This window comes from Amycolatopsis sp. SB7-3, from assembly GCF_041021335.1.
Lineage (GTDB): Bacteria > Actinomycetota > Actinomycetes > Mycobacteriales > Pseudonocardiaceae > Amycolatopsis > Amycolatopsis japonica.
The window spans coordinates 3356140-3378870 of the sequence record NZ_JBFPJQ010000001.1 but is presented as its reverse complement, the minus strand read 5'-3'; the positions used below and the strand labels follow the sequence as shown (position 1 = coordinate 3378870).

The following is a 22731-nucleotide window of genomic DNA, read 5'->3' as shown; positions in this document are numbered from 1 at the left end:
ACGAAACGCGCCGAAATCAGGCGGTGAGCCGCTCCACGGCGGCGTCGATCCGCTCGTCCGTCGCCGTCAAGGCGATCCGGACGTGGTTCCCACCGGTCGGCCCGTAGAACGTGCCCGGCGCGGCGAGGATCCCGCGTCCGGCGAGCCAGTCGACCGTGTCGAGCGCGGATTCGCCGCGCGTGGACCAGAGATACAGCCCCGCCTCGGAGTGCGAGATCTCGAAACCGCTGTCCAGCAACGCCTTCCGCAGCACCAGCCGACGGCGCGCGTAGCGTTCCCGTTGCACGGCAAGCGCTTCGTCGTCCTTCAGCGCGGCGACCATGGCCTCCTGCACCGGCCGCGGCACGATCAGCCCGGAATGCTTGCGGATCTCCAGCAGGCCGGCGACGAGCTTCGGGTCACCGGTGACGAATCCGGCGCGATAGCTCGCGAGGTTCGCGGACTTCGACAGCGAATGGACGGCCAGCAGGCCGTCGAGGGAGCCGCCGTGCACGTCCGGGTGCAGGATCGACACGGGCTCGCTTTCCCAGCCCAGCGCCAGATAACACTCGTCGGACACCACGACGACGCCGCGTTCCCGCGCCCAGTCGACGACCTTGCGCAGATGGTCGACTCCGAGCACGCGCCCGGTCGGGTTGGACGGCGAGTTCAGCCACAGCATCGAAGGCCGCTGGGGGCCGAGCGCGAACGTGCTGTCCGCGCGCAGCAGCGAAGCACCCGCCAGCAGCACGCCGACCTCGTAGGTCGGGTACGCCACCTCGGGGATGACGATGAGATCACCGGGGCCGAAGCCCAGCTGCCGCGGCAGCGAAGCGACCAGCTCCTTCGAGCCGATCGTCGGCAGCACCGCGGCCTCGGGAACACCCGAGATGCCGTGCCGCCGCGAAAGCGCTTCGATCGCGGCGGCCCTGAGCTCGGGGATCCCGTGTGTGGTCGGGTACCCCGGGATCTCCGACACGGACGCGAGCGCCGCGCGGATGCTCTCGGGGACCGGGTCCACCGGCGTACCGATCGACAGGTCGACGATGCCGCCGGGATGCGCCTGGGCCTTCGCCTTGGCTTCGGCGAGGGAATCCCAGGGAAAATCGGGAAGAGCGACCCGGCTCATTCGCCCTGCGGGGGAAGAGCCTTGATGAAGGCGGGGTCGTGACTGGTCTTGCCGACCTTGGAGGCGCCACCGGGCGAACCGAGCTCGTCGAAGAAGTCGACGTTGGCCTTGGTGTAGTCGTTCCACTCGTCGGGGACGTCGTCCTCGTAGTAGATCGCCTCGACGGGGCAGACCGGCTCGCAGGCACCGCAGTCGACGCATTCGTCCGGGTGGATGTACAGCATGCGGTCACCCTCGTAGATGCAATCCACGGGGCACTCGTCGATACACGCCTTGTCGAGCACGTCGACGCAGGGCTCGGCGATCACGTAGGTCACTGCGTACTCCTGCTTTATCTCTGCTTCACCAGTCTGCAACGGACATTACGCGCCCACGGGCGCGACCGGCCCGCTTAGGCCACCCTTATCCATACCCCGGGTATGGGCCTTCAGCGGTCCTTCCGGCGTGGCGGCGGAGTGGCCCTGCTGTCCCCGGTGATGACGAACTGTGGCGCGGCGGGCTTCGTCGCCGCTGCGTCCTTCTCGTCCTGCTCGACGGCCTTTTCCGCGCCCAACGCCCGGTTGAAGCCGTCGGAGATCTCGCGAACCAGGTCTTCGTTGTGCCTGTCGTCCTTGCGCGCGATGCTCATCGGGGTCCCTCCACTGCCTTCCTTGGCACAATCTAACCGTGAACAGTGCGGAAATGCTCGAGCTCACCTGTAGCCGGGCTTGGACTCCCCTGCTGGAGAGCCGGATCGGTGACTGGCGGCTCCGCTGGGCGGACGGGTTCACCGCCCGGGCCAACAGCGCCCTGGCGATCGGTGACCCGGGAAAACCGCTGCCAGACGCCTTGCGGGCGGTCTGTGACTTCGCCCACGATCATGCCATCCCGCCGGTCGTTCAGGTGATCCAGAACACGTCTCTCGAAGACGATCTCGCCACCTCCGGCTGGGTCCACTATGTGGAACACCGGCCCGCGCACGAGGTTCGCCTGCTCACCGGGCCGCTCTCGCGCGGGACCTCGGCGGAAGCGGTGATTCTCGATGAGCCGACGTCCGGATGGTGGGAGATGACGGCGGGCAGCGCCGACCCGCCGGAGGCGCCGCGCCACGTCCTGGGCAGCGGCAAGGTCGGCTTCGGGATCGTGGAACTGGACGGCGTCACGGCCGGCGCGGTGCGCGGAGCCGTCGTCGGCGAGTGGCTGCACATCGCCCGTTTGGAGGTACGGCCGGAGTTCCGGCGGCGGGGGCTGGCCCGCGGGCTGATGAACGCCGTGGGCGCCTGGGGCGCCGGTCAGGGCGCGACCGGGATGCTCCTGCAGGTCGCGATGGCGAACTCCGGCGCGCTGAAGCTGTACGAAAGCCTGGGCTGTACGGAGCACCACAGGTACCGCTACTGGGCTCCCGCTCCGGGGACGTGCGAGGATCGCCCGTCGTGAAGGTCGTCATTTTGGTCGGCGGAGTGGGCGGGGCCCGCTTCCTGCTGGGGGTCAAGCAAGCACTGGGTCTGCCCGCGACGGGTTCCGCGCCGGAATCGCCGCACGAGGTGACCGCGCTGGTGAACACCGGGGACGACGTGTGGATGCACGGTCTGCGCATCTGCCCGGACCTGGACACCTGCATGTACACCCTCGGCGGGGGGATCGACACCGAACGCGGCTGGGGCCACGCCGGTGAGACCTGGACGGTCAAGGAGGAGCTCGCCGCCTATGGCGCCGAGCCGACCTGGTTCGGCTTGGGCGACAAGGACATCGCGACGCATCTCATCCGTTCGAGGATGCTGCGCGCGGGCTATCCGCTGTCCCAGGTCACCGAGGCGCTGTGCGATCGCTGGCAGCCGGGCGTGCGCCTGCTGCCGATGTCGGACGACCGCGTCGAAACGCATGTCGTGATCGACGATCCGGAGGATCCGGACCAGCGCAAGGCGATCCACTTCCAGGAGTGGTGGGTGCGCTACCGCTCCGAGCCGAAGGCGCATTCGATCATCGCCGTCGGCGCCGACGAGGCCAAGCCGGCGCCGGGCGTGCTCGACGCGATCGCGGCCGCCGACGTCGTGCTGTTCGCGCCGTCGAATCCGGTGGTCTCGGTGGGCACGACGCTCGGCGTCCCGGGAATCCGCGACGCGCTGCGGAAAACGCGCGCCAAGGTCGTCGGTGTCTCGCCGATCATCGGCGGGAAGGCGTTGCGCGGTATGGCCGACGCGTGCCTGAGCGCGATCGGCGTGGAGACCTCCGCCGAAGCCGTCGGGCGGCATTACGGTTCCCGCAAGGAATCCACCGACGGTGTGCTCGACGGCTGGCTGGTGGCCGAGGGCGAAACCGTCGACGTGCCGGGCGTCGCCGTCCGCGACGTGCCCCTGCTGATGTCCGATGTGGACGCAACCGTGGCGATGGTGCGCGCGGCCTTCGATCTGGCTGGAGTTTCCGTTGACTGACCACGCTTCGGCGAAGATCGAGATCCTGCCGGTCGAGGGCCTGCCGGAATTCCGGCCCGGCGACGACCTGACCGGCGCGATCGTCGAGGCGGCCCCGTGGCTGCGTTCGGGCGACGTCCTGGTCGTGACGAGCAAGATCGTCTCCAAGGCCGAGGGCATGCTGATCCGCGTCCCGTCCGATCCCGAGGAGCGTGACGCCGCCCGGCGCAAACTCGTCGAGGAGGAGTCCGTCCGCGTGATCGCGCGGATCAACCGGACGGTGATCACCGAGAACAAACTCGGCATCGTGCAGGCGGCGTCCGGCGTGGACGCGTCGAACGTGGCCTCCGGTGAGGTCGCGCTGCTGCCGTCGGATCCGGACGCGTCCGCGCTCGCGCTGCGGAACGGGCTGCGCGAGCGGCTCGGCGTCGAGATCGCGGTCGTGGTCACCGACACGATGGGCCGCGCGTGGCGGGTCGGGCAGACCGACGCCGCGATCGGCGCGTCCGGCCTGCGGGTGCTGCATTCGTACGCGGGCGAGGTCGACAGCCAGGGCAACGAACTCGCCGTCACCGAGGTGGCGATCGCCGACGAACTGGCCGCCGCGGCGGATCTGGTGAAGGGCAAGCTCGGCGGGACGCCGGTCGCCGTCGTGCGCGGCCTTCGGCTCACCGACGACGGCTCGACCGCCAGGAAACTGCTCCGGCCGGTCGAGGAGGACCTGTTCCGCCTCGGTACCAACGAATCCATCGCGCAGGGCCGCCGGGAAGCCGTGCTCGCGCGGCGGTCGATCCGGTCGTTCACCGACGAGCCGGTCGATCCCGAGGTGCTGCGCCGCGCGGTCGGGACGGCGCTGACCGCGCCCGCGCCGCATCACACGAAGCCGGTCCGGTTCGTGTGGCTGCGCGAGGAAGGCTTGCGCCGCAAGCTTCTCGACGCGATGAAGGCGTCGTGGCAGGCCGATCTCGAAGGCGACGGCTTCACGCCGGAGCAGGTCGCGAAACGGCTCAGCCGCGGCGACATCCTGTACAACGCGCCCGAGGTCGTGGTGCCGTTCCTCGTCGCCGAGGGCGCGCACACCTACCCCGACGACCGCCGGAACGCTTGTGAACACACGATGTTCACCGTCGCCGGCGGAGCGGCCGTGCAGGGCCTGCTGGTCGCGCTCGCCGCCGAAGACCTCGGCTCGTGCTGGATCGGGTCGACGATCTTCGCGTCCGCCGTCGTGCGCGACGTCCTCGGCCTCGACGAGCGCTGGGAACCGCTCGGCGCGGTCGCGATCGGCCATCCCGCCGCCCTCCCGCCCGCGCGCGGCCCCGTCGAACCCGGTGAAGGACTTCTCGAACTGTGACCCTGCACGAAGACGTCGTGTCCACATTGTCCGGTTGGCGACCGGCGGACGCGGCCCAGGAATCCTTGCGCCAGGCCTATCTCGGTTTCCTCGCCGCACGAGACGACGTCTGCCGCCGCGAATGCGCGGCCGGGCACATCACCGCCTCGGCCGTCCTTCTCGACGCCGACGCGGAGAACGTGCTCCTCACCCTGCATCCGCGGGTCGGGCGCTGGCTGCAGCTCGGCGGGCATTGCGAACCCGGCGACGCGACGCTCGCGGACGCCGCCCTTCGTGAGGCACGCGAAGAATCCGGTATCGACGACCTCGTGATCGACCCGGCTCCGGTGCATCTCGACGTCCACCCGATCACGTGCTCGCTCGGCGTGCCGACCCGGCATTTCGACGTGCGTTTCGTGGTGCGCGCACCCCGCGGGGCACAACCGGTCCAAAGCGACGAATCGGACGATCTTCGTTGGTGGCCGGTGAATTCCCTCCCGAAAGGGTCGGAAGATCTCGCCGAACTGGTGGAAGCCGCCGTGCCCGCGGCGTCCGGCCGTTAGGGTGTCGGCTGACGTTCTTAAGGGGGAATGATGCTGACGACACTGACGCCATACCTGGACCGGGTCCGGGTCCACAGCAGCGGTGACGGTGAAGGCTTCGGCTGGTTTCTGCTGGTGCTGGCGATCATCGTCGTCATCATCGTGATCGTGGTGATCATCGTGAAGGTCAACCAGGCGAAGAAACCGCCGATGACCTTCCCGCAGAACCCGAACTTCGGCGGTGGCGGCCCGGCTCCGGGCTTCCCGCCGCCGCCTCCGCCCGCCGGCGGCCCCGCCCCGCAGGGCAACTGGCAGCAGCAGCCCGGCTTCCCGCCGCCCCCTCAGCCCGGCTTCGGCCAGGCGCCCGGCTTCCCGCCGCCTCCGGCCCCGGCCCCGGCGGGTTTCGCGCCGCCGCCCGGCGCCCCGGCGCCCAGCCCGTTCGGCGCGCCCGGTATGCCCCAGCCCGGTTTCCCGCCGCCGCCTCCGCAGGCCGGGCCGCCGATCGACCCGAACGCGGACCGCACGCAGGTCGTGTCCCCGCAGCAGCAGGCGGCCGCCGACCGCACGCAGGTGGTCTCCCCCGCGAACGCCGACCGCACCCAGGTCGTCTCGCCCGCGAACGCCGACCGCACGCAGGTGGTTTCCGGTGACGCCACCCAGGTCGTACCCGGTGGCGGCGGCGACCGTACCCAGGTGGTCCCGCCCAGCCAGTAACCCCAGCAGGGAGAAACCGCATGGTCAGGGTCGACCCGAATTCTTCGGTCCCGCCGTTCGAGCAGGTCCGCACCGCCTACGCGGAGCGGATCAACGACGGCACGCTGCCCGTCGGGGCGAAGCTGCCGACCGTGCGGAAACTCGCCGAAGACCTCGGCATCGCCCCGAACACGGTCGCCAAGGCCTACCGCGAACTCGAAGAAGCCGGTCTCATCGAAACGCGTGGCCGGGCGGGGACGTTCGTGAGCGCGGTCGGTGACGAAAGCCGGGAGCGGGCACGGCAGGCCGCCGCCGACTACGCCGCGCTGACCAGGAAGCTGGGGCTCGGCCGCGACGAGGCCAAGGCGATCGTCGACGCCGCGCTGGGCTAGCCTCACCGAATGGGAGTCTCCGTGTTGATGCTGCTGGTCGTCATCCTGTTCCTCGCCGGCGTCGGCGTCGGGATCTTCTTCCTGGTGAAGGCCCTCAGCAAGCCGAAGCCCCCGGTGTACCCGTACCCGCAGTACCCGCAGCAGCCGCCGCAGTACCCCAGCCAGCAGCAGCCCTACCCGCCGCAGGGCTGGGGCAACTGAGTCACATCGCGCGGTAGTCGCGGAGTTCGATCTTCGGCCCGAACCTCGGCCGCCGGAATCCGGCCGTCGAGAGGTAGCGCACCGCGCGCTGCCGCTGCGGCGAATACGGCGCCAGCACTTCGGACATCCCGGCGTCGTCGAGTTTCGTGCCGACGAGCGCGTGCCCGACCATCGACGGGATGTTGTAGTCGCCGAAGCTGACCGCGTCTGGGTCTCCCCAGGCACGCTGCGCGATCTCCGCCGCGGTCCACACGCCGATGCCGGGCACCTTCCGCAGCCAGGCCCGGCCTTCGACACCCTTCAGTTCGACGGCCTTCTCCAGCCGCGGCGCGACACGGGCCGCCGTGATCAGCGTCGTCCGCCGTTTCAGATCCACCCCGGCGCGATGCCATTTCCAGTCCACAATGGATCGGATGGCGACGGGCGTCGGCGGCACGCGCAACCGTGACGGCGCCGGGCCTGGCGCCGGTTCGCCGAACCAGCGGCACAGTTCGCCCCAAGACCGAAGCGCCTCCGTGCTGGTCACCTTCTGCTCCAGCACGGCGAGCACCAGCGCGTCCCACACCCGGCCGGTCGAGCCGAGGCGCAGTCCCGGATTCCGGCGCCGAGCCGACGCGATGACGTCGTGGTGCGCGACGAATCCGGAGTCGTCGTCGTGGGCGCCGAGCATCGCCGGGACGCCTTCGAGCAGCCTGTCCGCGCCAGGGCCCCAGGCCTCCGCCTCGATCTCGCCGTCCGCGCGCCGCAGCAGCGCGAGCGTGCCCGGGCCGTCCGCGGTGTTCGCGGCCAGCCAGGTGACCCCGCCCTCGGCCCGGACGACGTTGGGCGAACGCGACCCACGGCTCAGCGGGCCCAGAACGGTGTCCAGGTCCAGCTCGAAGGCAGGACGGAATCGCACACACGGAAACTACCCGGCACTCGGCTAGGGTGAGCGGGCCACCCGAAACCGTACGCCTACGGAGGACACCGACGATGACCGAGCGACCGGCGAAGGCCTCGATCGTCAGCGGGTACTTCAACCCGCTCCACCAGGGCCATCTCGACCTGTTCGAGGCCGCTCAGGCCAGGTCCGGCTACCTGATCGTCATCGTCAACAACGATCACCAGCAGGTCCTCAAGAAGGGCAGGGTGATCCAGGTCGAGGACGTCCGGGCCCGGATCGTCCGCGCGCTGCGCATCGTCGACGACGTGTACATCGCCGTCGAGCAGGGGCCCGGCATCAACGAGTCGTTCGACCTGATCCGCGCGGCGTACCCGGACACGGAGCTCGAGTTCTGCAACGGTGGGGATCGGCGCAACGTCGACGAGCTGCCCGCCGACGAGGTCGAGGCGGGGGCCCGGAACAACATCTCGATGATCTACGGCATCGGCGGCACGGACAAGGCCGACTCCAGCACCCGGATCCTTTCGGACATGGAAGCCTGACGCCGATATTTGTCGGACGACGTTCGCGGGTCTGCTGACGGCGGCCGCTCCTAGGGCCTACCCTAGACATCACACAGTCGGCCCTGAACCCAGAGGGCCCCAGGTCAGTCGGGAGGCCTAGGGGAATGGACCCCCGTGCTCGGGCGGACGCCTTGCTCGCACGCGCAAGCGCGCGTGGAGCCTTCGTCGTGACACCGGACAACGCGACGTCTCCGATGGACTCCGCGAACACTCAGCAGATCCCCCGGTCGGTGGTCGCCGAGATCGACCGTTCGTCGGACCCGGACACGACCACTCAGCTGCCTGCTTCGCTGATCGCGGAGAACGACCACCCGCTCGCGGGACCCGAACCGACGACGCGGCTGGACCTGCCGCCGGCGCGGGGCGAGGGCTCGACCCAGCCGCAGCCGTATCCCCGGCGTCCCGGCACCCCGCAGCAGACCAGACCGCTGCCGCAGGCGACGACCCCGCTCACCCGGCGGCCGCCCGCCGCTCCGGTGCAGAGCCCGCTGATCGAGCAGCCGGAGCCGGAGACCGTCGAGAATGAGGTCGGCGGCTTGGTGCCGACGGTGAAGCAGAACCCTTCGGGGCGTTCGAACCTTTCGCGCCGGCTGGACGGCATCTAGCCCCTCCACACGCGTGCCATGAAAGGTCCTTTCCTTGCAAATTTTGCAAGGAAAGGACCTTTCATGGCATCCGGATCAGCCGATCGATCTCCTTGATCGCCGCACCTCCGCCGTACGTGGCGTTGGACAGCATCGCGACATCCAGCCCTCCGGCCGGGTAGTGCCGCATGAGCGAGCAGACGCCGACGTTCCCGCCGTCCTTGTAGTAGTGCCGCACCGATCCGTCCGGTGCCGGCACGAATTCGAGGCCGAAGCCGTACCAGACTCCGCTGCTGTGGAGTACCTGCGGCGTGAGGAACTCCTTCGTGCGCTCAGGGCTCAAGAGCCGTTCTTCGCGGATCGCCCGCAGAAGCCGCACGAGATCGCCGACGGTGCAGTACGCCCCTCCGTCGGGTGAACCGATCGGTGGGTAGCTGAAGATGTTCTGCTTCCACCCGGTGATCCGATCGCCGTCGAGGATCGGGTCCCAGCCTTCGGCGACCCTCGGCTGCGGATCACGCCGGTCGAAGAACCCCGAATCGGTCATCCCCGCGCGGTCGAGCACGGCCTCCCGGACGTGGTCGCGATACGGCCTCCCGGTGATCTCCTCGATCACCAGCCCCGCGAGGACATAGCCCGAATTGCAGTACCGGCAGCCCGCGCCGGGCGCGAAATTCGGTGTCCGGTAAGCGAAATTGGGCAGATGGTCACGCGTCTCGACGACCGAGTACACCGGCTTGTCGACCCATAGCGCCTCGTAACTCTCGCCCGCTTCCTCATCGGCGTCGTCGGCGATCCCGGACGTGTGCGTGAGCAGGTGCCGCGTCGTCACCCCGGCCGTGATCATCGTGCCGCCGAGGTCGATGATCTCGGCGATCGGGCGGTCGAGGTCCAAGCGGCGTTCGTCGGCCAATTGCACTGCGGCGATCGAGGTGATGACCTTGGTGATCGACGCGGTGTCGTACCGGACGTCCGGCGCGTTCGGCACCGACCAGCGGCGGCTGGCCAGGCCGTAGCCGCGTTCGAACAGGGTTTCGTCACCGCGCCGGATCAGCACGACGCCAGAGAAGCGGTCCTCCCCGGCGCGTTCCGTCAGCCAGGTGTCCAGTGCGGCGAAGTCCATGCACCGACGGTAACGACGACGAGGAACCCGGTCGCGTGAATTCCGGTGGCCGGAACGACGACTACTTCCGGCGCGTTTCGAGCTTCAGACGCAGCGCGAGCCCGGCCTTCACCGCGAGCATGACCGGCTTCCACAGGAGACCGCGGTGACGGTCCGCGAGATAGCGGTACGCGCTGTCGTGGTGCGCGCGCAGCATCTTCGCCGACGCCTGCGACGTCGAGTGCCCGCCGATGTGCATGACGCTGGCCGAAGGGGCGTACACATTCAGCCAGCCGGCGCGGGACAGCCGGTCGCCGAGGTCGACGTCCTCGAAGTACATGAAGTAGCGCGTGTCGAACCCGTCGACCGAGTCGAAGGCCTCGCGACGGAACAGCTGGCAGGACCCGGAAAGCCAGCCCGCCGTGCGCTCGACCGGGGTGCCGGTCTCCTGCCGGTACTGCCGCGTCCACGGATTGCCCGGCCAGATCTTGCCGAACACCGCGTGCCCGATCCCGCGGCCGAACGACGGCAGCAGCCGGGCCGACGGGTACACCGTGCCGTCGAGGTCGTGGATGAGCGGGCCGAAGGCGCCCCCGCGCGGCCAGCGCTCGGCCACCTCGAGCAACGCGTCGAGCGAACCGGGCTCCCATTCGAGGTCCGGGTTCACCACGACGACCCAGCCGTAGCTGTCGTCGAGTTCCGCGACGCCCCGGTTGGCGGCGGTGCCGTAGCCGACGTTCTCGCCGATGCTGAGCAGCTTGACGTTGTCCCGGCGGGCGGCCTTCTCCGGCGCGCCGTCCGTGGAGTCGTTGTCGGCGACGACGACCTGGACGTCCCGGTCCGTCGCCTTCTCGAGGGTGTCGAGGAACTTCTCGAGGGTCTCGCCGGGGAAGTACGTCACGGTCACGACGGCGATCCCGTCGCCGTAGCTGGGGTGCTCAGTCACGCGGCCATTGTCCACCCGTCACCGAACGCGACTTCGGCCCCACCCCACCGGAGTGGTAGCAAAGGTCCCTTGCTCCCCGCCCGCCCCCGAGCGCGGGAGTCCTGAAGGCCTCCTTTGAGACGTTCAACGTCTCAAAGGAGGCCTTCAGGACAGCCAACTAGCTCGCCCGCCGCTGCGCATGCCGGTGCCAAGCCTTCGCGTAAGCCTCCCGATGCCGCTCCGCGGTCGTCGCCCACGAGAACTCCTTCGCCCGCCGAAGCGCGGCTTCGGCCAGTTCGGCCCGGCGAGCCGGGGCGTCGAGCAGCTCCGAGATGGCCGCGGCGACGTCTCCGGCGCCGACACCGCAGTAGGCGACCGCGTCCCCGCCGACCTCCGGCAGCGAAAGCCGTCGCGTCGTGAGCACGCTCGCGCCGCACGCCATCGCCTCCAGCACCGGCAGCCCGAAGCCCTCGCCGAGGCTCGGATAGGCGACCAGTTCGGAGCCGCCGAGGAAACCGGCGAGCGTGTCGAACGGCAGGTATCCCGCCCGGATCACCCGCAGCCGGTGCGGAACGGCGTCCAGCGCGCGTTCGACCTGCGAGTCCCAGCCAGGCTGCCCGGCCAGCACCAGGGCGGGCGGGTTCGGCCTGCCGATCACGGCGTGGGCGAAGCCGCGGATCAGCGCGGGCACGTTCTTGCGCGGTTCCAGCGCACCGAGGAAGGCGACGTACGGCGTCTTCCCGAGTCCGACGGCCTTGCGCGCGGCCTCGATCTCCGCGGGCGAAGGCGGATGGAACCGATCCGGTTCGACGCCGTGGTGGATGATCTCCAGTTCCGCCGTGCGGACCTGGCCGACGCGTTCCAGCTCGGCCGCCGTCGCGATGCTCGGCACGACACACAGCGTCGCGCGGCGAAGCGCCGTCGCGGTCCAGGCGCGGAAGAAGCGCGCCTTCACCGAAGAGTGCAGGACCGCGTCGGTGAAGAAGGTCGCGTCGTGCAGCGTCACCACCGAAGCGGCCGGGCTGGCCAGCGGCATCGTGTAGTGCGGTGAATGGACGACGTCGGCGGCGAGCCGCCGGACCAGCCGGGGCAGGGTCGCCTGCTCCCAGGTCAGCCTGGCCGTCCTGGTCGATGTCGACGGTGACGTGGGCACGATCCGCGCGCCGGGCGCGAGCCGGTCGTACAGCACCGCGTCCCGCGGCTGGCAGACGACGGTGATCCGCGCGCCGTCCTCGTCCAGCGCCGCGACCAGCGAATCCACGTAACGACCGACGCCACCCCGGTCCGCGGGGACGGCGGTCGCGTCGATAAGCACGCGAGGGTCATCGGTCACCCTAGGAGGGTACGGCGGTGCACTGGGTTCGCGGTGGGGAACCGACAAACTGCTAGCGCAGGTGGAGCCCCCAAACGGCGGAAGCGGCTCGTTGCCAGGTGAACTCACTCGAACGACTGAGACCACTGTCACGCAGGGCTGCCGCACGCTCCGGCTGGTCGAGGACGCCGCGAAGGGCATCAGCAAGCGCTTGCGCGTCGCCGACGGGGACGGTGACGCCCGCTCCCCCGGCCACCTCGGCCAGGGCGGGAGCGTCCGAATGCACCACCGGCACCCCGGCCGCCATCGCCTCGATCAGCGGCAGCCCGAACCCCTCCGCCCGGCTCGGCATCGCCAGCACCGACGCGCCCCGCAGCGCGAACGCCAGCTCCGCGTCGCTCACCTTCCCCAGCACCCGGACGTCGGCGCCGTGCTCGCGCGCGAGCGCCGACGGGTCGATACCGCCCCACCCCGGCTGACCGGCCAGCACCAGCGGCACGCCGATCCGGCCGGCGGCGTCGATCAGCACGTCGATGCCCTTGCGCGGCTCGATCGTCCCGATCGCGAGCACGTACTTCTCCGGCAGCGCGACCTCGGCGAACCCGGCGGGCGGCCGCACCCCGTGCGGGATCACGCGCACCGGCACCGAAACCGGCACCAGCGCGGCGAGCTCGTCCGCAATCGCTTGCGTGGGCACGGTCAGCGCGGTCGCCCGTGACGCGGCCCGCGCGATCACCGCCTTGTGCCAAGCGACGCCGCGCGGGGTCAGCGTCTCGGGATGCGTCCACGGCACGGTGTCGTGCACCGCGACCGACAACGTCCGCCCCTTCGGCACCCGGGCGGGTGCGAGTGGTGTCGGCGCGTGGACCGCGTCGCCGCCCGGCCACCACGGCAGGCCCAGCTGCCAAGCGGCGATGAGCGCCCGGGGCGGGATCGGCAGCACGCGCGGCCCCTCGACCCCCTCGACGACCGCGGCTTCGATGTCGGCGTGCCGCGCGACGACGCTCGACACCGTCCAGCCCGGCGGCGCCGTCTCGGCGAGCGCGCGCAGCAGCTCACCGGTGTAGCGGCCGGTCCCGCCGGGGACCGGCGCCAGCAGCTGCTCGGCGAGCACGACCAGTTCGGGCATGGTCTCTATTCTCTCCACCATGACCAGCACCACCGTCGTCGTGGTCACCTGGCGCGGCGCCGCGCACATCACCGCCTGCCTCGACGCCCTCGCCGCCCAGTCCCGCGCGCACCGGACCCTGGTCGTCGACAACGCCTCCGACGACGGAACGGCAGCCCTGCTCGCCGCCCATCCGTCGAAACCCGAAGTGCTCCGGCTGCGGCACAACACCGGCTACGCGGGCGCCATGGCCGCCGCACTGGACAAAGTGGACACTCCGCTGATGGCCTGGCTCAACGACGACGCCGCGCCGAGCCCGGATTGGCTCGCGACCTGCGAAGACACGCTCGCGAAGGCGCCGCTCGCCGCGGCCGTGAGCGCCCGCCTGACGCTCGCCGACGGGACCGTCCAGTCCACCGGCGTCCGCCTGACCGCCGACGGTCACGGCGCCGACCTGCCGGAACCCGCCGACGAGATCTTCGGCTTCTGCGGGGGCGCGGCCGTGCTCGACGTCGAGGCGCTCCGTTCCGTCGGCGGCGTCCCCGCCTCCTACTTCTGCTACTACGAGGACACCGACACCGCGTGGCGGCTGCGGCTGGCGGGCTGGGACGTCGTCAGCGCCGAAGCCGACGTCACCCATCAGCATGGCGCGAGTACCCGGCCGGGTTCGGTCCGGTTCCACCTGTGGAATGAACGCAACCGCCTCCTGACCCTGCTGCGGTGTGCTCCGCGCACGGTGGCGATCCGCCAGCTGGTGAAGTTCGCCGTGCTCACCCTGGTGCTGCTCCTCCGGGGGAAACCGGCGGCACCGAACTTCCGTCCGAGCCTCCGGTGCCGCGTCCTCGGCGCCGTCGCCGTCCGCCTGCCGCGCACGCTGGTCGAGCGGCGGGCCGTCGGGCGACGGGCGACACTGGGCCGAGGCGCGGTCTGGGAGGCGTGGGCGGGCAATTAAGCTTGCCCCAATCGAGAGCAGGGAGTACGGCTTTGGCGCAGGGGGAAACGCAACCGGTCGTCTCGGTGATCGTCGTGAACTACCGGGGGGCCGCCGACACCGTCACCTGCCTGCGCGCACTCGCCGAACACGATTACCCGAACCTCGAGGTCATCTGCGTCGACAACGCCTCCGGCGGCACCGACGTCGCCGAGATCAAGGCCGCCGCACCGGGCGTCAAGCTCGTCGAATCCCCGGTGAACTCCGGCTTCGCGGGCGGCTGCAACCTCGGCGCGCGGCACGCCACCGGCAGAGTCCTCGCCTTCCTGAACAACGACGCCCGCCCGGCTCCCGGCTGGGTCGGCGCGGCCGTCGCCGAGCTGCGCGCACAGCCGACCGTCGCCGCTGTGGCCAGCAAGGTCCTCGACTGGGACGGCACCGGCACCGACTTCGTCGACGCGGGCCTCACCTGGTTCGGCATGGGCTACAAACGCCACGCCGGCAGCCCGCTGGCCGACGTCCCCGCCGCCGAACACGAGATCGCCAAGGACGTCCTGTTCGCGACCGGTTCGGCGATGTTCGTCCGCGCCGGGGTGTTCGCCGAACTCGGCGGGTTCGACGAGCGGTTCTTCATGTTCTACGAGGACGTCGACCTCGGCTGGCGGCTGAACCTGCGCGGCTGGCGCGTGCGGTACGTGCCCGAGTCGCTGACCTACCACAAGCACCACGCCACGATGTCCACAGTGGACGCTCCGGACTCCGGGCGCGAGACGTTCTTGCTGGAGCGCAACGCCTTGGCGGCGCTGTACAAGAACCTCTCCGACGAGACCCTCTCGCGTGCGCTGCCCGCCGCGCTGGCCCTGGCCGTCCGCCGGGCGACAGCGCGCGGAGACCTCGACGCCACCCAGTTCGATCTCGCCCAGGGTGTCGGCCCGGCCGAAACCGGCCCGGTCGAGGTGCCGAGGACGACGTTGGCCGGGGTGCTGGCGATCGACCAGTTCGTCGAACTCCTGCCGTCGCTCGCCGAGGCGCGCGCCACCGAACAGGCCGCCCGCGTCCGCACCGACGCCGATCTGCTTCCGTTGCTGCGCAAGGCCTTGGAGCCCGCGTACCCGCTACCGCGTTATCTCGCCGCGCACGACGTCCTGGTCGAGACGTTCGGCATCGACGCGCTCTTCGGGCAGCGCCGCAAGGTGCTGGTGATCACCGGCGACGCGATCACCGAGCGGATGGCGGGCCCGGCGATCCGCGCCTGGAACATGGCCGCGACGCTGGCCACCGAGCACGACGTCCACCTAGTGACGATCAATCCCCTCGCCGACCCGCCGCCCGCGCCGTTCCGGGTCAGCGCGGCGACCAGGCGCGATCTGGAGACACCGATCGCGTGGGCCGACATCATCATCCTGCAGGGGCACGTGCTGGAGCTCGCGCCGTCGCTCAAGAAGCAGTACGCACACAAGATCGTGGTCGCGGACCTGTACGACCCGATGCATCTGGAGCTGCTCGAACAGGGCAAGGGCGTGCCCGACGACAAACGGGCGCTGGACCTCATCGGGGTCACCAAGGTTCTCGACGCGCAGCTGGAACGCGGGGACTTCTTCCTGTGCGCCTCGGAGCGTCAGCGTCACTTCTGGCTGGGCCACCTCGCCGCGATGGGCAGGCTCTCGCCGCGGCTGTACGACGCCGACCCGACCACCCAGTCGCTGTTGTCGATCGTCCCGTTCGGCCTGTCGCCGCAGGCACCGGTCCGCACCGGCCCCGGCCTTCGATCCACTTTGGACGGTATCGGCGAGACCGATCACGTCGTGCTGTGGGCGGGCGGGGTCTACAGCTGGTTCGACCCGTTGACCCTGGTCCGGGCGATCGAACGGCTCCGGCAGCGCCGCGGTGACGTCCGTCTGGTGTTCCTCGGGATGAAGCATCCCAACCCCGAGGTCACCGAGATGGACATCGGCGCGCGCACGATGCTGCTCTCGGACACGCTCGGCCTCACCGGCAAGCACGTGTTCTTCAACCAGCAGTGGGTGCCGTACGAGGAGCGCCAGAACTGGCTGCTCGACGCGAACTGCGGTGTCACCACGCATTACGAGCACGTCGAGACGACGTTCGCGTTCCGCACGCGGGTGCTGGACTACCTGTGGGCCGGGCTGCCGATCGTCACCACCGACGGGGACTCGTTCGCCGATCTGGTCCGCGAGGAGAAGCTCGGCGTCGTCGTCCCGGCCGAGGACGTGGACGCGCTGGCCGACGCGCTGGAAAAGGCGCTGTACGACGAGGAGTTCGCCGCCGGCTGTGTCGAGCGGATGGCCGCCGTCGCCCAGCGCTACGCCTGGCCCGAGGCGCTGAAGCCGCTGGTGGAGTTCTGCCGGAACCCGCGGCCCGCCGCGGACCGGCTGCCCGGCTCGGAGGACCTCGTGGTCACCGCACCGGTGCGGGGCAAGGAAATGCTGCGCCGCGACGTCGATCTGATCCGCGAGTATCTCGCCGACGGCGGACCGAAGGAACTCGTGCGGCGCGTCGGCGGCCGGATGGTCAAGGTCGCCAAGCAGAGGCTCGGCCGTGGCTGACCGCCCCTTGCGCGTCCTGCTCGACGGGACCCCGCTGCTCGGTGCCAGGACGGGTATCGGCCGGTACACCGTCGCCCTGTCCGAAGAGCTCGCCTCGATGTCCGAAGTGGACACTCGTGCGGTCGCGTTCACGTTGCGCGGCTGGCGACGGCTGCGACACGTGCTCCCGCACGGCGTCCGGGCCCGTGGCATGCCGGTGGCCGCGCGGCTGTTGCGGAAGGCGTGGCTGCGATCGCAGCTGCCGCCCGTCGAACTGTTCGCCGGGCCGACGGATGTCGTGCACGGCACTAACTTCGTGCTGCCCGGCCGGTTCCGCGCGGCGGGTGTGGTGACCATCCATGATCTGGCCTTTTTGGACGCTCCCGAGGAGCTCGCGCCGAGCGATCACGAGCTGCCGCGGCTGGTCCGGCGCGGTGCCCGGCTCGCCGACGCGATCTGCACGCCCACCAACGCCGTCGCCGATCAGGTCGCCGAACGGCTCGACGTGGACCGCGGCAAGATCATCGTCACGCCGCTCGGCGTGAACCCGGCGTGGTTCACCGCGCGCCCGCCGGATCCCGAGCGCCGCAAGGAACTCGGGCTCCCGGACAAGTACCTGCTCTTCGCGGGTGCTCCTGGCCCCCGGAAGGGCCTGCACTGGCTTCAGCAAGCCCACGAGGCCGCGCCGGATCTGCCGGATCTGGTGTTCGTCGGCCCCGGTTCGTTCTCGGTGGGCTCACGTTCGCGGCATGTCGGCTACCTGTCGGACGTGAACCTCCGGCGGGTCGTCGCCGGGGCCAGCGCGCTGGTGCTGCCGTCACGCGACGAAGGCTTCGGGCTTCCGGTGCTGGAAGCGCTGGCGTCGGACGTTCCCGTGGTGTGCACGGACATCCCGGCGCTGCGCGAGGTCGCGGGGAACTGCGCGAGCCTGGTGCCTTACGAGGACGTCGACGGGCTCGTGGAGGCGCTGCGGATGGCCGTCAGCGACCCGCACGCCGTCGCCACCTCGGCCGCGCGCCGCGCCCACGTCGCGAACTTCACCTGGCGCGCGTGCGCCGAACTCACCGTCGCCGCGTACCGCCAGGCGAGCACGAAGCACTGACCTCCCGCATTTCGTCCTCTGAATGCGCTCGCATTCAGAGGACGAAATGCGGGAGGGGTCAGGAAGCGAAGTAGGCCTTCAGGGCATCGGACCAGTCCCGAAGCGGCGTGAGACCCGCCTCGCGCCACGAAGCGTTCGACAGCACCCCATACGCCGGACGCGCGGCCGGACGCGGGAATTCCGCCGTCGTACAAGGCTTCACCCGAGCCGGATCCGCGCCGAGCTCGGTGAAGATCGCCTTCGCGAAGCCGCACCACGTCGTCGACCCACCGCCCGTGCAGTGCAGCACCCGCTGCGAAGGCCCTTCACCCGCGGCGACCCGGCCTGCCAGCTCCAGCAGCCCGGCGGCGAGGTCGCGCGACCAGGTCGGCGAACCGGTCTGATCGTCCACTACGGACAGTTCTTCGCGCTCCTTTTCCAGGCGCGCCATGGTCTTCACGAAGTTCGACCCGGTTTTGCCGTACACCCAGGACGTCCGCACGATCCAGGACCGGGCTCCGGATCCGAGCAGTGCGTCCTCGCCGGCCGCCTTCGTCCGGCCGTAGGCGTTCAGCGGGCCCAGCAGATCGCCGGGCTCGTACGGCGTAGTCGCGTCACCGGCGAACACGTAGTCCGTGGACACGTGGATCAGCGGCACCCCGCGCGACGAGCACGCGGCGGCGAGCACCCGGGGTCCGTCGGCGTTCACCGCGAACGCCCGCTCCTCGTCGGTTTCCGCCGCGTCCACCGCGGTGTAGGCCGCCGCGTTGATCACCACCGGCGACGTCCCCGTCGCCCGCGCCCGGTCCGCCAGTTCGGTCACCGCGGCGACGACCTGGCCGGTGTCGCGCACGTTCAGCTCCGAAGACGACGGTGCCGCGACCTGGGGGGCCAGCGCCGCGAGGTCCTGCCCGAGCTGACCGGATCCACCCGGTACGAGAATGCTCAGCACCCGCTCACGCCCCCGCACGGTTCTTCAGCGGCTCCCACCACGACCGGTTTCCGCTGTACCAGGCGACCGTTTCGGCCAGACCGTCCTCAAAGGACTGACGCGGCGCGTAACCGAGCTTCGTCGAGATCTTGGTGATGTCGACCGAGTACCGGCGGTCGTGCCCCTTGCGGTCCTCGACCGGCTCGACGCTCTCCCAGTCCGCGCCGACGGCGGTCAGCAGCCGCTCGGTCAGCTCGCGGTTGGTGAGTTCCGTGCCGCCGCCGATGTTGTAGACCTCGCCCGGCCGCCCGCCGTCGGCGACGAGCTGGATGCCGTGACAGTGATCGTCCACGTGCAGCCAGTCACGCACGTTGAGCCCGTCGCCGTAGAGCGGGACCTTCTTGCCGTCGAGCAGATTGGTCACGAAGAGCGGGATGACCTTCTCCGGGAATTGGTACGGACCGTAGTTGTTCGAGCACCTCGTGACACAGACGGGCAGCCCGTGCGTGCGGAAGAACGAACGCGCCAACAGATCCGAGGACGCCTTCGACGCCGAGTACGGCGAATTCGGCTCCAGCGCGTGGTCTTCGGACCAGGAACCCTCGTCGATCGAGCCGTACACCTCGTCGGTGGACACGTGGACGAACTTCCCGACCTCGGCCTCGAGCGCGGCCTGCAACAGGGTCTGCGTGCCGAGGACGTTGGTCAGCACGAAGTCGGCCGCACCGGCGATCGAACGGTCCACATGGGACTCGGCGGCGAAGTGCACGACGAGGTCGACGCCCCGCATGAGCTCGCCGACCAGGGCACCGTTACAGATGTCGCCCTTTTCGAACCGGTAGCGCGGGTTCTTGCGCACCGGCTCCAGGTTCGCCTCGTTGCCCGCGTAGGTCAGCTTGTCGAGCACGATCAGCTCGGCGTCGGCCAAGCTCGGGTACGCGCCCGTCAGCACCTGCCGGACGTAATGCGAACCGATGAACCCGGCACCCCCGGTGACCAGCACTCGCATCCCGCGATCCTCCCTCTACGACTTCACCGACCGGCCGAGTGTGTCACGACCGGGGCAACCTTTCACCAGCCTACGGACGTCTAACACAAGGATCAGTAGAGTTACCGGCGAGGCACGCGTGTGCCCTGGGGAGATTCGTGGAGGACCGCACGTGACCGAGTGGCCCGGGCCACCCATTCCGGCGCGCCGTGGCGGCGGCGTCGTGGTGTTCGCCCGCCGCGGCGTGAAGGTCGTGTTCAGCCTGGTCTCGATCACGATCCTGGCGCTGACCTGGTGGGGCTGGCAGTTCATCGGTGACCCGTCGCAGGGCTTCGCGACCACGAACATCTTCGAGGACAACGGCCATCCGCCGGCGAAACCGCTGGACGGCGCGATCGACATCCTGCTCGTCGGCCAGGACAGCCGCACCGACGCGCAGGGCAACCCGCTGCCGCGCGAGGTCCTCGACATGCTGCACGCCGGGGTTTCCGACGGCGAGCGCCAGACCGACACGATGATCCTGGTGCACATCCCCCAGAACGGTAAGAAGGCGGTCGCGATCTCCTTCCCCCGCGACTCGTGGGTCGAGATCACCGGCGGTTTCGGCAAGCACAAGCTCAACAGCGCGTACGTGTACGCCTACAACGACACGTCGAAGACGCTGCAGCAGCAGGGCAACTCCGATCTCAAGGACGTCGACGCCAAGGCCAAGGACGCCGGCCGCAAGAACCTGATCGCGACGCTGGAGAAGTTCATCGGCAAGCCGAAGATGATCGACCGGTACGCCGAGGTGAACCTGTCGAGCTTCTACGAGATCACCAAGGCGATCGGCGGCGTCGAGGTCTGCCTCAACAACGCGGTCAAGGAGAAGAAGTCCGGCGTGGACCTGCCCGCGGGCAAGTCGATCGTCGAGGGCGTGCAGGCGCTCGCGTTCGTCCGGCAGCGCTACGACCTGCAGAACGGCGACCTCGACCGGATCGCGCGGCAGCAGGCCTTCCTGTCGGGGCTGGCGAACAAGGTGCTCTCCTCCGACGTCCTGATGAACCCAGCGAAGATCTCCGACCTGATCGACGCGGTGAAGAAGTCGGTCGTGCTGTCAGCGGGCTGGGATCTGCCCGAGTTCGCCGCCCAGATGCGAGGGCTGACCAGCGGAAACGTCGAATTCCACACCATCCCGACCCAGGGCGACGCGAATATCGGCGGCGCCGCCGTGCTCCGGGTGGACCCGGCGCAGGTACAGGCCGAGGTCACCCGCCTGACCGCCGACGGCGAGACGGCGCCGGCCGAGACCCCGGCCACCCTGCCGGGCGCGGAAGCGGTGACCGTCGAACTCTTCGACGGATCCGGCTCGCCCACGGTGGCCACCGAAACGCGGAACCTGTTGCAGGGCAAGGGTTTCAAACTGGCGGCCGATACCAAGCTCAGCACCCGCAACTCGACGGTCGTCCGGTACGCGCCGGGTGACGACGACGCGCTGGCCCTGATCAAGCAGGTCTTCGGCACCGCGGTGCAGGCCGAGGCGGACCGTGACGTCGCGCCCGGCAAGGTGCGGGTGCTGCTCGGCAAGGACTTCAAGGGCGCGAACGCGACCACGGCCCCGTCGAAGACTTCGGTCCCCTCGAAGCCCGCTCAGCCGCCCTCCAGCGCCCCGGCGGCGCCCAGCACGACGCCGATCGTCGCGGGCAATGTGCCCTGCGTCAATTAATCCCGGGTACTCAGCGTGGCCGACCTCACGGTGGCCTAGCCTTCTCCTACGATCGGACGAGCGACAGCGCAAGGGGAGGTGATCAGGGATGAGCGACGAGGAAAAGAGCGTCAACGCACGTTCTGAGCAGTTGGACGACGAGGAGCCGAAGTCCGAAGAGGACACCAAATCGGACACCGAGAGTGACGAAGAGCCCCGGTTCGTCCCGACGCCGTACCCGCGGACTCCGCCGCTCCCCCAGCCGTCCACGCCGGCCGAGGACGAAGCCGTCTCTGGCACGCTCGCCGTTCCCGAACGCCCGTTGCGCCGCGCCGGCCGGATCACCCGCCGGATCGCGGTCGGCCTCGTGTCCCTGCTCGCGCTCGGCACGACGGGCTACGCGTACGTCACCAAGGACCAGCTGCAGAACAACGTCCCCACGACGAACGCCCTGAGCAAGGCCGACGATCCCGCCGCCCCGCCCGCCGACGACGGCGCGAACGACATCCTCCTGGTCGGCAGCGACGCGCGCACCGACGCGCAGGGCAATCCGCTACCGCTACGGGTGCTCAAGGAGCTGCGCACCGAGGAGAAGCCGGGCGTCAACACCGACACCATCATCATCCTCCGGATCCCGAAGAACGGCGGGAAACCGTCCGGCGTCTCGATCCCGCGGGACACCTGGACCGACATCCCCGGCCGCGGCCCGAACAAGATCAACTCGGCTTACGGCGTCGCGAAGACCAACTACGCCAACGCGCATCGCGGGGAATCCGATCAGGCGAAACTCGAACGCGATTCCGACCAGGAAGGCCGGAAGGCACTGGTCCAGACCGTTCAGGACCTGACGCAGATCCGCATCGACCACTACGCCGAGGTCAATCTGCTCGGGTTCTATCTGCTGACCGAGGCGTTGGGCGGCGTCAAGGTCTGCCTGAACCACTCGACCGAGGACAAGGACTCCGGCGCGAACTTCCGGCGCGGTGAGCAGACCGTCTCGGGCGGTGAGGCGCTTTCGTTCGTCCGGCAGCGCAAGAACCTGCCGCGCGGCGACCTCGACCGCATCGTGCGGCAGCAGACGTTCCTGTCGTCGGCGCTGAACCAGGTGCTCTCCGCGGGGACGCTGACCAGCCCGTCGACGATGGCGGGCCTGATGGACGTCGTGCGCCGGTCGATCGTCCTCGACGAAGGGCTGGACCTGCTGGAGTTCGCGCAGCAGGCGAAGGGGATCGCGTCGGGCGACCTGACGTTCACGACGATCCCGGTGGTGAACATCAACGGCCGCAGCGCCGACGGCCAGAGCATCGTCGAGATCGACCCCGCCGCGGTGCGGTCGTTCGTCTCCGGTCTGGTGGGCCGGGGTGGTGGCGGTGGGGCGCCTGGGGCGGCTCCGCTGCTCGCCGCGTCGAGCGTTCCCTGCGTGAACTAGCGTTGGGG

The 22731-nt window shown here is 69.9% G+C and carries 24 protein-coding genes; 14 read left to right on the top strand and 10 right to left on the bottom strand.

Going from position 1 to position 22731, the window contains the following annotated elements:
* Nucleotides 1-16 precede the first annotated feature (16 nt).
* From dapC to AB8M46_RS16755, 3 genes are all read right to left on the bottom strand, one after another.
* On the bottom strand, nt 17-1108 hold the full coding sequence (gene dapC, locus AB8M46_RS16765; protein ID WP_037332207.1) for a succinyldiaminopimelate transaminase: 1092 nt from the start codon (nt 1106-1108) through the stop codon (nt 17-19).
* On the bottom strand, nt 1105-1425 hold the full coding sequence (gene fdxA / locus AB8M46_RS16760) for a ferredoxin (protein WP_016331413.1): 321 nt from the start codon (nt 1423-1425) through the stop codon (nt 1105-1107). Before fdxA ends, dapC begins: the two co-directional genes overlap by 4 nt.
* Nucleotides 1426-1535: 110 nt before the next feature.
* Entirely contained in the window at nt 1536-1736 is a 201-nt protein-coding gene (locus AB8M46_RS16755) for a hypothetical protein (RefSeq protein ID WP_037332209.1), read from the bottom strand.
* A gap of 53 nt (nt 1737-1789) precedes the next feature.
* On the opposite strand from AB8M46_RS16755, the gene AB8M46_RS16750 reads away from it, so the two are divergent.
* Genes AB8M46_RS16750 through AB8M46_RS16720 form a run of 7 tightly spaced genes read left to right on the top strand, consistent with a single transcriptional unit; the run spans nt 1790 to nt 6656 of the window.
* Nucleotides 1790-2524, top strand: a complete 735-nt coding sequence (locus AB8M46_RS16750; protein WP_394360902.1) for a GNAT family N-acetyltransferase — start codon at nt 1790-1792, stop codon at nt 2522-2524.
* Nucleotides 2521-3519 carry a 2-phospho-L-lactate transferase gene (cofD, locus tag AB8M46_RS16745; protein ID WP_394360665.1) on the top strand — a complete coding sequence of 333 codons (999 nt, stop codon included), beginning with the start codon at nt 2521-2523 and terminating at the stop codon, nt 3517-3519. The genes AB8M46_RS16750 and cofD overlap by 4 nt, the downstream gene beginning before the upstream one ends.
* Nucleotides 3512-4849 carry a coenzyme F420-0:L-glutamate ligase gene (locus AB8M46_RS16740; RefSeq protein ID WP_394360664.1) on the top strand — a complete coding sequence of 446 codons (1338 nt, stop codon included), beginning with the start codon at nt 3512-3514 and terminating at the stop codon, nt 4847-4849. Before cofD ends, AB8M46_RS16740 begins: the two co-directional genes overlap by 8 nt.
* Nucleotides 4846-5391 (top strand): NUDIX hydrolase, encoded by a 546-nt coding sequence (locus tag AB8M46_RS16735; RefSeq protein WP_394360663.1) that lies wholly within the window; start codon nt 4846-4848, stop codon nt 5389-5391. Before AB8M46_RS16740 ends, AB8M46_RS16735 begins: the two co-directional genes overlap by 4 nt.
* Nucleotides 5392-5421: 30 nt before the next feature.
* Nucleotides 5422-6084 carry a hypothetical protein gene (locus AB8M46_RS16730; protein WP_233629594.1) on the top strand — a complete coding sequence of 221 codons (663 nt, stop codon included), beginning with the start codon at nt 5422-5424 and terminating at the stop codon, nt 6082-6084.
* Nucleotides 6085-6104: 20 nt separating this feature from the next.
* Complete coding sequence (locus AB8M46_RS16725; protein ID WP_037332219.1) at nt 6105-6455, top strand: GntR family transcriptional regulator; 351 nt, start codon at nt 6105-6107, stop codon at nt 6453-6455.
* 9 nt (nt 6456-6464) lie between these two features.
* A complete protein-coding gene (locus AB8M46_RS16720; protein ID WP_394360662.1) occupies nt 6465-6656 on the top strand; it encodes a hypothetical protein in 192 nt (63 codons plus the stop codon).
* A 1-nt stretch (nt 6657) separates the two neighbouring features.
* Here AB8M46_RS16720 and AB8M46_RS16715 read toward each other — a convergent pair whose 3' ends face one another.
* On the bottom strand, nt 6658-7554 hold the full coding sequence (locus AB8M46_RS16715; protein WP_394360661.1) for a DNA-3-methyladenine glycosylase family protein: 897 nt from the start codon (nt 7552-7554) through the stop codon (nt 6658-6660).
* A 74-nt stretch (nt 7555-7628) separates the two neighbouring features.
* Between AB8M46_RS16715 and AB8M46_RS16710 the strand changes: the two genes are divergently transcribed.
* Both AB8M46_RS16710 and AB8M46_RS16705 read left to right on the top strand, forming a co-directional pair.
* Nucleotides 7629-8081: an HldE family cytidylyltransferase gene (locus tag AB8M46_RS16710; RefSeq protein WP_016331402.1), complete on the top strand. Its 453-nt coding sequence runs from the start codon at nt 7629-7631 to the stop codon at nt 8079-8081.
* Between the two features lie 188 nt (nt 8082-8269).
* Nucleotides 8270-8707, top strand: coding sequence for a hypothetical protein (locus tag AB8M46_RS16705; protein WP_081975671.1), 438 nt, complete (start codon nt 8270-8272; stop codon nt 8705-8707).
* Nucleotides 8708-8768: 61 nt separating this feature from the next.
* Here AB8M46_RS16705 and AB8M46_RS16700 read toward each other — a convergent pair whose 3' ends face one another.
* The 4 genes from AB8M46_RS16700 to AB8M46_RS16685 all read right to left on the bottom strand — a co-directional run bounded on the left by AB8M46_RS16700 (nt 8769) and on the right by AB8M46_RS16685 (nt 13154).
* The gene (locus tag AB8M46_RS16700) at nt 8769-9809 is read right to left on the bottom strand and encodes a serine hydrolase domain-containing protein (RefSeq protein WP_394360660.1); all 1041 of its coding nucleotides are present in this window, start codon (nt 9807-9809) and stop codon (nt 8769-8771) included.
* Between the two features lie 61 nt (nt 9810-9870).
* Entirely contained in the window at nt 9871-10734 is an 864-nt protein-coding gene (locus AB8M46_RS16695; protein ID WP_199754895.1) for a glycosyltransferase family 2 protein, read from the bottom strand.
* 157 nt (nt 10735-10891) lie between these two features.
* Nucleotides 10892-12028, bottom strand: a complete 1137-nt coding sequence (locus AB8M46_RS16690) for a glycosyltransferase family 1 protein (protein WP_037332234.1) — start codon at nt 12026-12028, stop codon at nt 10892-10894.
* Nucleotides 12029-12098: 70 nt separating this feature from the next.
* Nucleotides 12099-13154, bottom strand: a complete 1056-nt coding sequence (locus AB8M46_RS16685) for a glycosyltransferase family 4 protein (RefSeq protein WP_394360901.1) — start codon at nt 13152-13154, stop codon at nt 12099-12101.
* Nucleotides 13155-13173: 19 nt separating this feature from the next.
* On the opposite strand from AB8M46_RS16685, the gene AB8M46_RS16680 reads away from it, so the two are divergent.
* The 3 genes from AB8M46_RS16680 to AB8M46_RS16670 are packed head-to-tail and all read left to right on the top strand — an operon-like array spanning nt 13174 to nt 17712.
* Entirely contained in the window at nt 13174-14085 is a 912-nt protein-coding gene (locus AB8M46_RS16680; RefSeq protein ID WP_394360659.1) for a glycosyltransferase family 2 protein, read from the top strand.
* 32 nt (nt 14086-14117) lie between these two features.
* The gene (locus AB8M46_RS16675; protein WP_394360658.1) at nt 14118-16631 is read left to right on the top strand and encodes a glycosyltransferase; all 2514 of its coding nucleotides are present in this window, start codon (nt 14118-14120) and stop codon (nt 16629-16631) included.
* Nucleotides 16624-17712: a glycosyltransferase family 1 protein gene (locus AB8M46_RS16670; RefSeq protein WP_016331393.1), complete on the top strand. Its 1089-nt coding sequence runs from the start codon at nt 16624-16626 to the stop codon at nt 17710-17712. The genes AB8M46_RS16675 and AB8M46_RS16670 overlap by 8 nt, the downstream gene beginning before the upstream one ends.
* A 58-nt stretch (nt 17713-17770) precedes the next feature.
* Here AB8M46_RS16670 and rfbD read toward each other — a convergent pair whose 3' ends face one another.
* Together rfbD and rfbB are read right to left on the bottom strand one after the other, a co-directional pair.
* Entirely contained in the window at nt 17771-18643 is an 873-nt protein-coding gene (gene rfbD / locus AB8M46_RS16665) for a dTDP-4-dehydrorhamnose reductase (protein WP_394360657.1), read from the bottom strand.
* Between the two features lie 4 nt (nt 18644-18647).
* Entirely contained in the window at nt 18648-19631 is a 984-nt protein-coding gene (gene rfbB / locus AB8M46_RS16660; RefSeq protein ID WP_394360656.1) for a dTDP-glucose 4,6-dehydratase, read from the bottom strand.
* A 151-nt stretch (nt 19632-19782) separates the two neighbouring features.
* Here rfbB and AB8M46_RS16655 point away from each other — a divergent pair, with 151 nt between their 5' ends.
* A complete protein-coding gene (locus AB8M46_RS16655; RefSeq protein ID WP_394360655.1) occupies nt 19783-21315 on the top strand; it encodes an LCP family protein in 1533 nt (510 codons plus the stop codon).
* An 88-nt stretch (nt 21316-21403) separates the two neighbouring features.
* On the top strand, nt 21404-22723 hold the full coding sequence (locus tag AB8M46_RS16650) for an LCP family protein (protein ID WP_394360654.1): 1320 nt from the start codon (nt 21404-21406) through the stop codon (nt 22721-22723).
* Nucleotides 22724-22731 lie beyond the last annotated feature (8 nt).

What these genes read in the sequence shown, in the direction of transcription:
- dapC (WP_037332207.1), bottom strand. Translation starts at nt 1,108, where the DNA reads ATGAGCCGGGTCGCTCTTCCCGATTTTCCCTGGGATTCCCTCGCCGAA.
- AB8M46_RS16755 (WP_037332209.1), bottom strand. Translation starts at nt 1,736, where the DNA reads ATGAGCATCGCGCGCAAGGACGACAGGCACAACGAAGACCTGGTTCGC.
- AB8M46_RS16750 (WP_394360902.1), top strand. Translation starts at nt 1,790, where the DNA reads ATGCTCGAGCTCACCTGTAGCCGGGCTTGGACTCCCCTGCTGGAGAGC.
- AB8M46_RS16730 (WP_233629594.1), top strand. Translation starts at nt 5,422, where the DNA reads ATGCTGACGACACTGACGCCATACCTGGACCGGGTCCGGGTCCACAGC.
- AB8M46_RS16725 (WP_037332219.1), top strand. Translation starts at nt 6,105, where the DNA reads ATGGTCAGGGTCGACCCGAATTCTTCGGTCCCGCCGTTCGAGCAGGTC.
- AB8M46_RS16720 (WP_394360662.1), top strand. Translation starts at nt 6,465, where the DNA reads ATGGGAGTCTCCGTGTTGATGCTGCTGGTCGTCATCCTGTTCCTCGCC.
- AB8M46_RS16710 (WP_016331402.1), top strand. Translation starts at nt 7,629, where the DNA reads ATGACCGAGCGACCGGCGAAGGCCTCGATCGTCAGCGGGTACTTCAAC.
- AB8M46_RS16700 (WP_394360660.1), bottom strand. Translation starts at nt 9,809, where the DNA reads ATGGACTTCGCCGCACTGGACACCTGGCTGACGGAACGCGCCGGGGAG.
- AB8M46_RS16685 (WP_394360901.1), bottom strand. Translation starts at nt 13,154, where the DNA reads ATGCCCGAACTGGTCGTGCTCGCCGAGCAGCTGCTGGCGCCGGTCCCC.
- AB8M46_RS16680 (WP_394360659.1), top strand. Translation starts at nt 13,174, where the DNA reads ATGACCAGCACCACCGTCGTCGTGGTCACCTGGCGCGGCGCCGCGCAC.
- rfbB (WP_394360656.1), bottom strand. Translation starts at nt 19,631, where the DNA reads ATGCGAGTGCTGGTCACCGGGGGTGCCGGGTTCATCGGTTCGCATTAC.
- AB8M46_RS16650 (WP_394360654.1), top strand. Translation starts at nt 21,404, where the DNA reads ATGAGCGACGAGGAAAAGAGCGTCAACGCACGTTCTGAGCAGTTGGAC.